The sequence below is a fragment of the Streptomyces sp. BA2 genome, assembly GCF_009769735.1.
Classification (GTDB): domain Bacteria; phylum Actinomycetota; class Actinomycetes; order Streptomycetales; family Streptomycetaceae; genus Streptomyces.
Map to the genome: position 1 here is coordinate 5,062,537 of NZ_WSRO01000002.1, position 12,060 is coordinate 5,074,596.

Here is a 12,060-nt window from a genome sequence, read left to right on the forward strand (position 1 = left end):
ATTTCGGCCGCTCGTTAGACTGAGCCGACCGCAGCAGTGCGGTGAAGACGGACTGAGCGAGGAGCGCACGTGAGCCTTGTCGTGCAGAAGTACGGAGGCTCCTCCGTAGCCGATGCCGAGGGCATCAAGCGGGTCGCCAAGAGGATTGTCGACGCCAAGAAGAACGGCCATCAGGTCGTTGTCGTGGTGTCCGCCATGGGTGACACGACGGATGAGTTGATCGATCTTGCCGGGCAGGTATCCCCGATTCCTGCCGGGCGTGAATTCGACATGCTGCTGACCGCCGGGGAGCGGATCTCCATGGCCCTCCTGGCCATGGCGATCAAAAACCTGGGTCACGCGGCCCAGTCGTTCACGGGCAGCCAGGCCGGTGTCATCACCGACTCCGTCCACAACAAAGCGCGGATCATCGACGTCACGCCGGGCCGCATCCGGAACTCGATCGACGAGGGCAACATCGCCATCGTCGCCGGGTTCCAGGGTGTGAGCCAGGAGGGCAAGAACATCACCACGCTCGGTCGTGGTGGATCCGACACGACCGCTGTCGCCCTCGCGGCCGCGCTCGACGCCGAGGTCTGCGAGATCTACACGGATGTCGATGGTGTCTTCACCGCCGACCCCCGTGTGGTGAAGAAGGCCCAGAAGATCGACTGGATCTCGTTCGAGGACATGCTGGAGCTCGCGAGCTCCGGGTCCAAGGTGCTGCTCCACCGCTGTGTGGAGTACGCCCGTCGTTACAACATCCCGATCCACGTCAGGTCGTCCTTCAGTGGACTTCAGGGCACGTGGGTCAGCAACGAACCGCAAGGGGACCGCAAGGTGGAGCAGGCCATCATCTCCGGTGTCGCGCACGACACCTCGGAGGCCAAGATCACGGTCGTCGGCGTGCCGGACAAGCCCGGTGAGGCCGCCTCGATCTTCCGCGCCATCGCGGACTCCGGCGTCAACATCGACATGATCGTCCAGAACGTCTCGGCCGCTTCGACCGGGCTCACGGACATCTCGTTCACGCTGCCCAAGGCCGAGGGCCGCAAGGCGATCGACGCGCTGGAGAAGACGCGCTCGGCCATCGGCTTCGACTCCCTTCGCTACGACGACCAGATCGCCAAGATCTCGCTGGTCGGCGCGGGTATGAAGACGAACCCCGGCGTCACCGCCGCCTTCTTCGAGGCGCTCAGCGACGCGGGCGTGAACATCGAGCTGATCTCGACCTCCGAGATCCGCATCTCGGTCGTGACCCGCGCCGATGACGCGAACGAGTCCGTGCGCGCCGTGCACACCGCCTTCGGCCTCGACTCCGACACGGACGAGGCCGTGGTCTATGGAGGCACCGGGCGATGACCGGAAAGCCGACGCTCGCGGTCGTCGGAGCGACCGGGGCCGTCGGCGCGGTCATGCTCCAGATCCTGTCGCAGCACGCCGACATCTGGGGCGAGATCCGACTCGTCGCCTCACCGCGCTCGGCCGGCAAGAAGCTGGCCGTGCGCGGTGAGGAGGTCGAGGTCGTCGCACTGAGCGAGGACGCCTTCGACGGCGTCGACGTGGCGATGTTCGACGTCCCCGACGAGGTCAGCGCGCAGTGGGCGCCCATCGCCGCGTCCAAGGGCGTCGTGGTGGTCGACAACTCCGCCGCTTTCCGGATGGACCCGGACGTGCCGCTGGTCGTCCCCGAGGTCAATCCGCACGCCGCGCGCGTACGCCCGCGCGGCATCGTCGCCAACCCCAACTGCACGACCCTGTCGATGATCGTGGCCATCGGTGCGCTGCATGCCGAGTTCGGTCTGCGCGAGCTGATCGTCTCCTCGTACCAGGCGGTGAGCGGGGCCGGGCGGGACGGCGTGGACACGTTGCGGCGCCAGATGTCGCTGGTGGCCGGCTCGGAGCTGGGCACGAGCCCCGGTGACGTACGACGTGCTGTCGGTGACGACACCGGGCCCTTCCCGGAGCCCGTGGCGCTGAACGTGGTGCCGTGGGCCGGGACGCTGCGGGACGACGGCTGGTCGTCCGAGGAGATGAAGGTGCGGGACGAGTCCCGCAAGATCCTCGGCCTGCCCGATCTGAAGGTCGCCGCGACCTGCGTACGCGTTCCGGTGGTGACCACGCACTCGCTGACCGTGCACGCGCGCTTCGAGGACGAGGTCACGGTGGACCGCGCGCGCGAGATCCTGGCCACGGCTCCGGGTGTCGTGCTGTTCGACAACCCGGCCGCCGGTGAGTTCCCGACCCCCGCCGACGTGGTGGGGACCGACCCCACGTGGGTGGGCCGGGTGCGGCGCGCGCTCGACGATCCGACGGCCCTCGAATTCTTCGTGTGCGGGGACAACCTGCGCAAGGGGGCCGCGCTGAACACGGCGCAGATCGCGGAGCTGGTGGCGGGCGAGTTCACCGGGCGCCAGCAGTAGGTACAGAACCGGGCGTCAGCAGTAGGTACAAAAAGGCGCAGAAACGTGCAGGCGGGCGGGCAGAACAAGCCCCGAATGCTCCCCGGAGCGGAAGCCTTTGCGGGATCTGTGTAAATTCTGTGTCCAACTTGGTGGCCAGGATCGCTTGATCTGGACCATTGCCGCGTTCGAAGATTCGCAATATTCGTCCCCGTCCACTGCAACCGGCAGCAGGGCGGGGCGCGTCTTTGCGATCGCCCTCCAGGGGGCGTGACCTGAGCGCTGCAAAATTTGGGCATAGGGGAAGAGCTGGTACGCATGGGGGCAATTGATGCATCGTCACCGACGGCGACGATGTCTGCCGCAAACGCGCCGCGTGATGCGTACAACCCTCCAGGGGGTAAGCGTGTCCAACAGGCGTGGCAGAGGTACTCGATTTCACAGCGGTTCAGGCGAGGGGCGCGGCCCTGCGTCCACCTCGCCGTCCCCGTGCGCCCGCCGGCATGCCGGTGATCGCCCCCATGCCCACCACGAGATCGGCCCGCATCCCGACGCAGCGCGAGGGCGCTGAAGAGGCGATGAGCGCTGGCACCACAGTCGACCACCTGACCGAGACCTACCGCGCCCACTACCGGTCGCTCCTCGGCCTGGCGGCGCTGCTTCTCGATGACACGGCCTCCTGCGAGGACGTCGTGCAGGAGGCGTTCATCCGGGTGCACTCGGCACGCAAACGCGTGCGGGACCCGGAGAAGACGCTCGCCTATCTGCGGCAGACCGTCGTGAACCTCTCGCGGTCCGCGCTGCGGCGCCGGATCCTCGGTCTGAAGCTGCTCTCGAAGCCGATGCCGGACATGGCGAGCGCCGAGGAGGGTGCGTACGACCTCCTTGAGCGGGACGAGCTGATCAAGGCGATGCGCGGCCTCCAGCGCCGTCAGCGCGAGGTCCTGGTCCTGCGGTACTTCGCGGACATGACCGAGGCGCAGGTCGCCGAGACCCTGGGCATATCGCTCGGGTCGGTGAAGGCGTACGGCTCGCGCGGGATCGCGGCTCTGCGGGTCGCCATGGAGGCACCGGCATGAGCAAGCATGAGTACGGGCGCGAGCACGACGAGAGCGCCGAGTTTGAGCAGCATGCTGGGGACGGAACTGTGAAACACGGCCAGGGTGACGAGCCCGCCGCGGCTGAGCGTGACGAGTCCGCCGCGGCTGAGCGTGAGGGCGGCGAGGCTCCGGGTTCCGTCTTCGGCGGTGAGGACGGCTCCGACGAGCTGGCGCTGCGCAGGATGATGCGTTCGGCGGTCCAGGAGATCGAGCCGGGAGACCGCGCCCTGGAGCGTCTGCGGTTCGCGGTGCCGGCGCGCCGCCAGCGCAAGCGCCAGGCCGTGGTCGGCATGGCGGCCGCCGCGCTCTTCATCGGCACCGCCATCCCCGCTCTCGTGCATGTCACGAACTCCGGCGGCGGCTCGGACGACCGCCCGTCGATAGCGGGCAACAGCGAGCAGACGCAGGGCGGTTCGAGTCAGGGCGGCAAGGGTCCCGACGGCGGGGAGAAGGGCAAGGGCAGCGACTCCGGCCCCTCCAAGTCCAAGGACAAGAAAGACAAGAAGGACAAGAAGGACGGCAAGGGGAAGGGTGCGGGCAGCGGCGGCGCGACCGGTGGTCCCGACCCGGCGGGCACAGAATCCGCCGACTCGCCTGCCTGCGCGGTGGACCAGCTCGGCAACGCCAGCGGTAGCGCGGGCGCGCCGGAGGCCGACGGCAAGGTGTACGGCAGCTTCCGTATCGCCAACGTCTCCGGCAGCAGTTGCACGGTCAGCGCCCCGGGCAGCGTGAGCACGGCGACGACGGGGGCGGCCGATCCCGCGAAGATCGTCGTCACCGACCACGTGGCGGGCGACGCGGCGACGGGCCTTCCGGACCCGGCCCAGGCGCTCAGCTCGCTGGTCCTCCAGCCGGGGGCGGCGTACGAGGTGAAGTTCGCCTGGGTGCCTTCGGAGGCGTGTCCGACGGACAGCGGCGAGCCTTCGCCCGACCCGACCCCCACGGAGGACGGCGGCGGCGCGGACGGCGGTACGTCGGGTGGCGTGGAGCCCCAGATGACGCGCGAGGACGGCGGTGCACTGGACGGCGGCGTGACGGTGTCCCTGACGGCCGCCGAGGGCTCGCCCGCGGCGGGCGCGACGATCGCCAACGCGTGCGCGGGGACGGTCTACCGCACGGGGATGTTGTCGGCGTCGTAAGCGACGCGGTTGACCCCACAGGTGGCCCCACAGGACGGGTGACCCCACAGGACGGGCTGGAATGTCCAGCCCGTCCGGCGTTTGAGGACATCTTGTACGGGGCCCGAGGCACGAAGCCCCAGGGTTCAGCTCTCCGGCACAAGGCCCAGCGCAGCGTCCCGCGCGAACTCCCGCTCCCGCCGGAACAACCGGAACCACATGAAGACGACGAACCCCGCGAAGACGAACCACTCCCCGGTGTAGCCGAGGTTCTGGAAGGCCTTGAGGTCGAGCCCGGAGTTGGCCGGCTCGGACGCCGGAACCGCCTTCATCCCGGAGTCGCCCTTCTCCAGGGTGACCCAGGCGTCGTACACATCGCCCTGGACCACGTTCACCAGCGAGGCCGCGCTGATGGCGCCCAGCTGCCCGTCCGGCAGCCCTCCGGCCGCGCTCACCCCGTTCGAACCAGGGCTCTCGGAGGCCTGGAGCGCGCCCGTCACGGTGACCTCGCCGGAGGGCGCCGCGGGGGCCTTCGCCGCCTTCGCGTTCCCGGGGAGCCAGCCGCGGACGACCGGCAGGTCCTTGCCGCTGTCGGTGCGCAGCAGCGTGAGGACGTAGTAACCCGACTTGTCGTCCAACTCCCGGTCCGGAACCAGCAGTTGCTTGCCGTACTGCCCGGTGGCCGACACTCGCTCCCCGGACGTCTCCTTGTCCACGGGGAGCAGCGAGTCCAGCGGCCGGGGCTTCTCCTCCGAGCGGGTCGGCGACGCCTGCCGGTCCGCCTGCTCCTGTGCGGCGTCATGCGCCTCGACGCGGTCCTCGAACCGCCCCAGCTGCCATGACCCCATGAAGATGCAGAAGGGGATGGCCAGCAGTACGAAGACGTTGATCCCCCACCAGCGGGGCGTCAGCAGGAACCGGTACACACCCCCCACGGTACGGGGGCGCCCGTGGGAGACGGGCCGCGGGGTTGGCGAAGCCACCGGCCCCGCGGCCACCGCGCCCGCGGCCACCGCGCCCGCGGCCACCGCCCCCGCGGCCGATCCCCCGGCTAGCGGAGGTGGCGCTCGGCGAAGTCCAGTTCCAACCGCACCTGCTTGATCCGCTCGTCCACGACGAGCGAGCCGTGCCCCGCGTCGTACCGGTACACCTCGTGCACCGCGTCCCGCGCCTTGAGCCGGTCCACGTAGTTCTCGACCTGGCGGATCGGGCAGCGCGGGTCGTTCACGCCCGCGGAGATGTAGACAGGGGCCTTCACCGCGTCCACGTACGTCAGCGGGGACGAGGCCTTGAAGCGCTCCGGGACCTCCTCGGGCGTGCCGCCGAGGAGCGTGCGGTCCATGGCCTTCAGGGCCTCCATCTCGTCGTGGTACGCCGTCACGTAGTCCGCGACCGGGACCGCGGCAAGGCCCACCGCCCAGGAGTCGGGCTGCATGCCGACGCCGAGGAGCGTGAGATACCCGCCCCAGGAGCCGCCGGCCAGGACGATGCGGTCCGGGTCCGCGAGGCCCGACGTCACGGCCCACTCCCGCACCGCCGCGACGTCCTCCAGCTCGATCAGGCCGACCCGGTGCTTGAGGGCGTCCGTCCACTCACGGCCGTACCCGGTCGAGCCGCGGTAGTTGACGCGCACCACCGCGTACCCATGGTCGACCCAGGCTGCCGGGCCCGCGGCGAACGCGTCGCTGTCGTGCCACGTCGGGCCGCCGTGGATCTCGAAGACCGTGGGGAGCGGGCCCGTCGCGTCGGCGGGCTTCTGTACGAGGGCGTGGACCCGGCCTCCGGGGCCCTCCACCCACACGTCCTCCACGGGCACGGAGGCCGGGGCCTTCATGCCGGGCGGGTCAAGGACGACGCCGCCCGTCGTCGAGCGCACCACCGGCGGCTCGGCGGCCGACGACCACAGGTACTCCACGCTGCCGTCCGGCCGCGCCGTCGCCCCGGACACGGACCCCCTGGGCGTCTCGACCTCGATCAGCTCACGGGAGGCGAAGACGTACCGGAACAGCTCGCTGCGGGCCTCGAAGCTGTGCACGATGAGCAGGGCGGAGCCGTCCGGATACCACTCGGCGCTGACGTCACCCGGCAGGTCGAGCGCCAGGTCCGTCTCCTCGCCCGACGCGACGTCCCACACCATCGGCTCCCAGCGGCCGCGCCGCTGATGCCCGACGAGCAGCCGCGTGTCCCCGTCGACCGGCGCGAAGCCGAGGACCTCCAGGCCGAGCTCGACCGTGCCGCCCTTGGTGTCGTCGAGCTCGGCGACCGTGGAGCCGTCCGGCCTGAGCACCCGGAGGGTGGAGTGCATCGCGTCGCCGTGCTCCGTGTGCTCGACGGCGATCAGCGAGCCGTCGTGGGAGAGGTCGCCGACGCCCGCGGACTCGCGGTGGCGGTAGATCTCGACGGGGTCCGCGCCCGGAGCACGTACGACATGGATCGTCGAGCCCTCCTCGTCCGTCGAGCGGCCGATGACGGACATCCGCCCGTCCCGCGCGAGGGCGAGGCCCGCGGGATACGACGCGTCGAGGCCCGCCACCGCGGGCTCGTCGGCGGCGCCGCCCGCGAAGGGCTGGCGCATCCACACGCCGAACTCGTCGCCGTCCGTGTCGTCGAACCACCAGATCCACTCGCCGTCCGGCGAGACCAGGCCGTCCGTCGTGCCGTTCGGCCGGTCCGTCACCTGGCGCTGCTCGCCGGTCGCGCGGTCCCATGCGTACAGCTCGTACGTCCCTGTCGCGTTCGACACGAACAAGGCACGGTCGGGGGCGTCCTCCGCCCAGTCGGGCAGGGAGACCCGCGGCGCCCGGAACCGCTTCTCCCAGTCGGCCATCTCCGCATCCGGCGTATTCACTGCTGCACCCGCACCCAAGTCGCTCATGGACCCCATAGTGCACGTACGCGCCGACAATCCGCTGGCGAGGGTCCCCAGCCTGTGGATAACTTTCTGGGCATGTACTCACCGACCCCGTCCGACTGGCGCGAGGCCAACCGAAAGCGCTGGGACGAGCGCGTCCCTCTCCATCTCGCCAGCGAGTATTACGACCTCGAGGCCTTCCGCTCCGGCAAGGACCCGCTGCGCCCCTTCGAGCTCGCCGAGGTCGGTGATGTCACCGGGCGCTCGCTGCTCCACCTCCAGTGCCACATCGGCCTGGACACCCTCTCCTGGGCCCGGCACGGCGCCTCACGCGTGGTCGGGCTCGACTTCTCCGAGCCCGCCGTGGACGCGGCGCGCGACCTCGCCGCCGAGCTCGGCTTCACCGCCGACCAGGCGTCCTTCGTCGCCGCCGACGTGTACGACGCGGCGAGCGCGGTGCCCGACTCCTCGTACGACATCGTCTACACCGGAGTAGGCGCCCTGTGCTGGCTCCCCGACATCCAGCGGTGGGCCGAGACCGCGGCCGCGCTCGTCGCTTCCCCAAGCTCTCAACTACGTTCGAGTAGGGGAGACCCCAATGGCGGCTTCCTCTACCTCTCGGAGTTCCATCCGCTCGCGGACATCCTGGACGACGCGACGGGCTCACGGATCGCGTACGACTACTTCGCCCGCGACGCCTGGATCGAGGAGACCCCCGGCGGTTACGCGGACATGACCACCCCCACGGTCCACAACCGCACCGTGGAGTGGCAGCACCCGGTGGGCGAGGTCGTGTCGGCCCTCGCGGCGGCGGGCCTGCGGATCGACTTCCTCCACGAGCACGACACCACGCTCTTCGAGCGCTTCGGCTCCCTCGAACTCCGCGACGGCGTCTACCAGTTCCCGGCGGACCGCCCTCGCATCCCTCTCATGTACTCCTTGAGGGCGAGCAAGGTGCGCTAGGCCAGCAAGGCGATCAAGGCGGGCCAGGCGGTGGCCTGAGCTCCGTGATCTCCGCGAAGCCAGAGCACGCCCTCAATCTGCCGTCGGCCGCATCCACCCCTCCCACACCAGCTCGTCAGGCGCCCCCGCCTCGCTCTCTCCACGGCGGGGCGGTGCCGTCGATCCCGGCCCGCCCGCATCGAACTCCCCGAGCTTCGTCCAGCCCCACGACCGCAGGACCTCGCGCCCCAGATCGTCGTCCCGTTTGATGACCGCGACGACCAGGTCCGTGGTGTGCCGCATGAGCAGCAGCGTGCGCAGGCGGTCCGATACGCCCTGGTGCCGGTAGGCGGGCACCACCATCAGCTCGGTCAGGACGAAGACCCGGCCCGAGGCCGTGCGTTCCTCCACCCCCGGGGGCAGGACGCCGCGGAACCCTTCCCACCAGTCGCCGGTACGCGGCGCGCGGTAGCCGTAGAGACAGCCGACCAGGCCCCCGGCGTCGGCGACGACCATGTCGAAGTCGGGCCGCTGCACGGTGTTCTCGAAAAGGCGCAGGAAGCCCTGCCGATCCCGGTACTCGGCTCCGGCGGCTCCTTCGTATGCCTCGACATAGACGTCGGCGACCGCTTCCCGCTGCTGTTCGGCCTGCCACCGGGTCAGCCGCCGCAAGAACACCTCTGCCATTCGTTCCTCCGCCCGCCCCCGCCGAGGGAACTCCTCGACACCCCTCGACACCCCTGGACTCCGCATGGTGACACCACGGAACGGAGAGCGGAACGGGGCGTGTCATGGCCACTTGAAGTCACCCGGCCAGGAACCCGTCCAGGAACGGGACGACCGCATCGATGAAGTGCTCGTTCCGATCGCCGACCACCATGTGCCCGGCGTCGGCCACATCGACGCGCCGCGCGTGGGGGACCCGGTCACAGAACTGCTCGGCGATGTCTTCGCGCACCACGTCGCTCATGCCGCCCCGGACGAGCAGGATCGGCACCTCGGTCGCGCACGCGGCGTCGAGGAGGCGCTCCGCCATGCCGGGCGGGTCCATCCGGCCCTCGAAGCTGTCCAGGATGCGGGGGTCCCAGTGCCAGACCCAGCGATCGCCGTGACGTCGCAGGTTGTTCCGTATCCCGGCGGGGGCGTACGGAGTGTCAAGAGCATCCGGAGCATCCGGACGTGCGCGATGCGGCAGATGAGCGGAGACCGCCGCGGCCGCTTCCCCGGGGCTGGCGAATCCGTCCGGGCGGCGGCGCATGAACTCGACGATCCGGCGGAACCCGCGGGGGTCGGGCCGGTGGGCGATGTCGACAAGCACCAGAGCGCGAATGGCCGCCCGGGGCGTCTCCCCGGCGGCGAGCAGCGAACTCAGGCCTCCGAGCGAGGCACCGATGAGCACCGGCCGGTCGCCGAGTTCAGCAACCAGCGCCCGGACGTCCTGGACGAACAGGCCGAGGTCGTAGTCACCGTCGGCCGACCATTGGCTCGCGCCATGTCCCCGCAGGTCAGGGGCGATGACCCGCCACCCCAGCGCGGCGAGCCGTGGGCCGGTCCTGTCCCAGGCGTGACGTGTCTGGCCGCCCCCGTGCAGCAGGACAAGAGGCGGCGAGGACGCCTCGCCCCACACATCGGCCGCGAGCAGGGTTCCGTCGCCGCCCACGAAGCTTCGGGCCTGCGGCAGCGCGCCGGCCGTCATACCGCGTCCCCGCGTACCGCATCCCCGGATGCCGCGTCCCCGCGTACCGCACCTCTGCGTCTGAGCGGCGCCAGCAGTTGGTCGCGGTGGGGGTCCGCAGCCGCCGCGGCGAGCGCGACGTCGAGCGCGAACAGGGCACGTGCGAGGAACCGGTCGTCATCGATCAGGGCGGCGACCCACTGATGCAGCGCGCCCAGGCACGAGGCGCCGACAACGGCGGCCAGCGCGTCGGTGTCGATGTCGGCGCGCAGGAGGCCTTGGGTCCGCGCGTCCGCCATCGCCTGACGGAGCTGGGTGAGCGGGCTGCGGTCGAACACGAGGCCGCTCGCCGCCCACTCCCGCACCATGCGGCGCGACACGACCGGGTCGCCCACGAACAGCTGGACGGTCGCCTCGACGACCTCGCGCGGACCGCCGGCTCCCGGCTCCGCCAGGCGGTGCTCGAGTTCGTCCATGAACCCGGCGGCCAGCGCCTCCCAGATCTTGTCGCGCGGTCCGATGAGGTTGTAGACGGTGGCCGGGGCGACCTCCGCCCGCTCGGCGATCCGCTCGGTACTGATCACCGATTCCGGCCCGTCGCGCAGGAGCTCACGCGTCGCCGCAAGGATCCGCGACCGCCGCTCAGCCTTGTTCCGCGCACGCAGCCCACCTTGGTCCGTCTGCATAAGCGCACCTCGCCTTCCCTAAAATTTAGAGAGCTCTCTAAACTTAGAGGCGCGCCTGGACATGGGCAAGCACGGAGGTCAGGGGTGGTCAGAGATGGCCCAAGGCGGTACGAGGTGGTCAGAGGTGGAGCATCGACATGACCTCGGGACTTCGTACACCCGTCGAGACGGCAGGGATGTCTGCGCCGGGGCGGATCCAGCCGGCGCGCTCCGCTGCCGCGACGGCCAGCTTCTCGGCTTCGTCCGCTTGGGAGTTCAGCCCCTCGTCCGTGCCGAGACAGCTGGCCCCCGCTGCCGTGGATGCGGCCAGGGAGGCCTTGAGCGCGGCCCGGCACGCGGCGCGGGACGGTTCGGTGTCGCCGTCGACGAGCTGTCCCATCTGGGAGGCCTGCGCGGCGGAGGCAGCGGAGTTCCTGGCGCAGCGAGAATCCGCCGCTGGATCGGGTGAGCTCTCGGCGAGCACGGCGAGCGCCTGCGCCGCCACGCGCGCGGCGTGAGCTGCCTTCCAGACCGCGTTCTCGTCAGTCGCGTTGCCGTCCGGCTGTTCTCCCGCGACGCGCTCGACGTAGTGGCTGATGGCTGCCGCCCGAGCTGCTGCGCTCTCAGCTCGCGCGGCGTGGCCTTGTCTGAGGACTGATGCCTCAGGCGCGTGCTTCCCCCGTATCTCCCGCATCTCCCGCATTTCCCGGTCGCGTTCGCTCATCGGCCTCTCCTCGTCTGCCAGAACGACGGTGCGCGCCGTGCTCATGCCCGCGCAGGGTGGCATGCCGCGGCGCAACAGGCCAGACAAGCGCGCGAGGCTTCGCGCCACCGGCGCCTACTGGACCTACGGGACCTACCGGACCTACTGGAAGAGCCCCAACACATCATCCAGCGACCAGACTTGCCAGCCCATGGCGAAGAGAACGACGAGTGAGATGAGCGCCATCATCAGGTTCTGACCTTGTTCGGCCCAGTCATGGATCATCAACACGAAATAGATCAGGTTGAGTACGAGCCCTCCGATCAGCGCGATCGGTGTGAGCAAGCCGAAGATGAGACCAAGGCCGAGCGCCAGCTCCGCGTAGGCGACGATGTATGCCATCAGCTGCGGCCGGGGCCGCACGGTCAGGTCGAAGCCGGCCCGGACGAACTGCCAGCGGTGTTTCTCGGCGATGCCCACCGCCCAGCCGATGCCCCCTCCGGTGAACCAGGTCTTCTTGTCCTTGTGGCGCCAGCTCTCCAGCCACCAAAGGCCGAGTCCGATCCGGAGCACGGCGATCCACTCGGCTCCGCTGAGCCACATCGTCTGCATCGAGCACCCTCCC

The 12,060-nt window shown here is 70.1% G+C and carries 12 protein-coding genes; 5 read left to right on the plus strand and 7 right to left on the minus strand.

Features of this window, described 5'->3' with window-relative positions:
- Positions 1–69: 69 nt before the first annotated feature.
- The 4 genes from E5671_RS25575 (at position 70) to E5671_RS25590 (ending at position 4,620) form a co-directional block, all read left to right on the plus strand.
- Positions 70–1,341, plus strand: a complete 1,272-nt coding sequence (locus E5671_RS25575; protein ID WP_160506272.1) for an aspartate kinase — start codon at positions 70–72, stop codon at positions 1,339–1,341.
- Entirely contained in the window at positions 1,338–2,402 is a 1,065-nt protein-coding gene (locus E5671_RS25580; RefSeq protein WP_160506273.1) for an aspartate-semialdehyde dehydrogenase, read from the plus strand. The genes E5671_RS25575 and E5671_RS25580 overlap by 4 nt, the downstream gene beginning before the upstream one ends.
- A gap of 398 nt (positions 2,403–2,800) precedes the next feature.
- Positions 2,801–3,460 carry a SigE family RNA polymerase sigma factor gene (locus E5671_RS25585; RefSeq protein ID WP_160506274.1) on the plus strand — a complete coding sequence of 220 codons (660 nt, stop codon included), beginning with the start codon at positions 2,801–2,803 and terminating at the stop codon, positions 3,458–3,460.
- Positions 3,457–4,620, plus strand: coding sequence for a hypothetical protein (locus tag E5671_RS25590; protein ID WP_202121257.1), 1,164 nt, complete (start codon positions 3,457–3,459; stop codon positions 4,618–4,620). The genes E5671_RS25585 and E5671_RS25590 overlap by 4 nt, the downstream gene beginning before the upstream one ends.
- A gap of 125 nt (positions 4,621–4,745) precedes the next feature.
- On the opposite strand, the gene E5671_RS25595 is transcribed toward E5671_RS25590, so the two are convergent.
- The gene (locus E5671_RS25595; protein ID WP_443032692.1) at positions 4,746–5,525 is read right to left on the minus strand and encodes an SURF1 family protein; all 780 of its coding nucleotides are present in this window, start codon (positions 5,523–5,525) and stop codon (positions 4,746–4,748) included.
- Positions 5,526–5,650: 125 nt separating this feature from the next.
- Positions 5,651–7,474 (minus strand): S9 family peptidase, encoded by a 1,824-nt coding sequence (locus E5671_RS25600; protein WP_160506276.1) that lies wholly within the window; start codon positions 7,472–7,474, stop codon positions 5,651–5,653.
- A gap of 72 nt (positions 7,475–7,546) precedes the next feature.
- Between E5671_RS25600 and E5671_RS25605 the strand changes: the two genes are divergently transcribed.
- Entirely contained in the window at positions 7,547–8,413 is an 867-nt protein-coding gene (locus tag E5671_RS25605; RefSeq protein WP_160506277.1) for a class I SAM-dependent methyltransferase, read from the plus strand.
- 72 nt (positions 8,414–8,485) lie between these two features.
- Here E5671_RS25605 and E5671_RS25610 read toward each other — a convergent pair whose 3' ends face one another.
- From E5671_RS25610 to E5671_RS25630, 5 genes are all read right to left on the minus strand, one after another.
- Complete coding sequence (locus E5671_RS25610) at positions 8,486–9,079, minus strand: hypothetical protein (protein ID WP_160506278.1); 594 nt, start codon at positions 9,077–9,079, stop codon at positions 8,486–8,488.
- Between the two features lie 118 nt (positions 9,080–9,197).
- Entirely contained in the window at positions 9,198–10,088 is an 891-nt protein-coding gene (locus tag E5671_RS25615) for an alpha/beta fold hydrolase (RefSeq protein WP_202121258.1), read from the minus strand.
- Positions 10,085–10,753, minus strand: a complete 669-nt coding sequence (locus tag E5671_RS25620) for a TetR/AcrR family transcriptional regulator (RefSeq protein ID WP_160506279.1) — start codon at positions 10,751–10,753, stop codon at positions 10,085–10,087. Before E5671_RS25620 ends, E5671_RS25615 begins: the two co-directional genes overlap by 4 nt.
- A 118-nt stretch (positions 10,754–10,871) precedes the next feature.
- Entirely contained in the window at positions 10,872–11,456 is a 585-nt protein-coding gene (locus E5671_RS25625; RefSeq protein ID WP_160506280.1) for a hypothetical protein, read from the minus strand.
- A gap of 141 nt (positions 11,457–11,597) precedes the next feature.
- Positions 11,598–12,047 (minus strand): DoxX family membrane protein, encoded by a 450-nt coding sequence (locus E5671_RS25630; RefSeq protein ID WP_160506281.1) that lies wholly within the window; start codon positions 12,045–12,047, stop codon positions 11,598–11,600.
- Between the last annotated feature and the right edge of the window lie 13 nt (positions 12,048–12,060).

Coding starts and splice junctions, on each gene's coding strand:
- E5671_RS25600 (WP_160506276.1), bottom strand. CDS start 7,474: ATGAGCGACTTGGGTGCGGGTGCAGCAGTGAATACGCCGGATGCGGAG.
- E5671_RS25610 (WP_160506278.1), bottom strand. CDS start 9,079: ATGGCAGAGGTGTTCTTGCGGCGGCTGACCCGGTGGCAGGCCGAACAG.
- E5671_RS25620 (WP_160506279.1), bottom strand. CDS start 10,753: ATGCAGACGGACCAAGGTGGGCTGCGTGCGCGGAACAAGGCTGAGCGG.
- E5671_RS25590 (WP_202121257.1), top strand. CDS start 3,457: ATGAGCAAGCATGAGTACGGGCGCGAGCACGACGAGAGCGCCGAGTTT.
- E5671_RS25625 (WP_160506280.1), bottom strand. CDS start 11,456: ATGAGCGAACGCGACCGGGAAATGCGGGAGATGCGGGAGATACGGGGG.
- E5671_RS25605 (WP_160506277.1), top strand. CDS start 7,547: ATGTACTCACCGACCCCGTCCGACTGGCGCGAGGCCAACCGAAAGCGC.
- E5671_RS25580 (WP_160506273.1), top strand. CDS start 1,338: ATGACCGGAAAGCCGACGCTCGCGGTCGTCGGAGCGACCGGGGCCGTC.
- E5671_RS25615 (WP_202121258.1), bottom strand. CDS start 10,088: ATGACGGCCGGCGCGCTGCCGCAGGCCCGAAGCTTCGTGGGCGGCGAC.
- E5671_RS25630 (WP_160506281.1), bottom strand. CDS start 12,047: ATGCAGACGATGTGGCTCAGCGGAGCCGAGTGGATCGCCGTGCTCCGG.